Here is a 707-nt window from a genome sequence, read left to right as displayed (position 1 = left end):
AAAACTTAATCGAACATACTGAAGGTGCTTTTGACTCTGATTATTCTATCGGACTGACAATTGAATATAAAGAACCCGATGAGGAAAATATTGTAGAGCAAATTCTTAAAAGTGCGGAATTGGAATCGGATAAAGGTTCGTGGAAAAAATACGACAGTGGATTTGATTTTGAACATAATTACAACGAAATAAATAGAGCTGAACCGTTTTATTTCAAAGTAGATACTTTAAACAATAAAATGGAATTGAATTTAAGTCACTTATAAATAAAAAAACCAGTTGCCAACAAAGTACTGTGGTAAAAAACAAATAAAAACTCATTAATTTATCTCTAAAACACTTCGGTAAGTTTGATCGTAAACCAATCCTGATTTTGCAATAGCAAATGCTTGTTTTAATAACTTATTACAAACTGCTATTAGGGCTAGTTTTTTACTCTTTCCTTTAGCGACTAATCGCTCATAAATTGCTCTGCAAGCTTTGTTGTATTTACAAGTATTAAAACTGCTCATAAATAATAAATTCCGAAGCTTCCCATTCCCTATTTTACTAATTCTGCTCCGTCCTTTTACGCTACTTCCACTTTTAAACGGCGGTAGAAATTGTGCTCCGGAACACGAACTCTTAACTGAAACTGATTGAATAATTTCTCTTGATAGTCTTTTTTGCCTTGTATATACTAAAATACGAAACTTCTTCATTATATT

At 31.4% G+C, this 707-nt stretch carries 2 protein-coding genes; one reads left to right on the top strand and one right to left on the bottom strand.

The genetic code is table 11. The annotated features are described in order from the left end of the window. On the top strand, nucleotides 1-266 hold a 266-nt coding region (locus tag ACQY5W_RS13145), incomplete at its 5' end, for a hypothetical protein (RefSeq protein WP_428025428.1). Between the two features lie 54 nt (nucleotides 267-320). On the opposite strand, the gene ACQY5W_RS13140 is transcribed toward ACQY5W_RS13145, so the two are convergent. Continuing rightward, a partial coding sequence (locus tag ACQY5W_RS13140; RefSeq protein ID WP_428025427.1) for a transposase occupies nucleotides 321-707 on the bottom strand: 387 nt, incomplete at its 5' end.

Source organism: Arcobacter sp. (assembly GCF_050300555.1).
In the GTDB taxonomy this organism is placed as follows: domain Bacteria; phylum Campylobacterota; class Campylobacteria; order Campylobacterales; family Arcobacteraceae; genus Arcobacter.
This window is presented reverse-complemented; position numbering and strand designations above follow the sequence as displayed.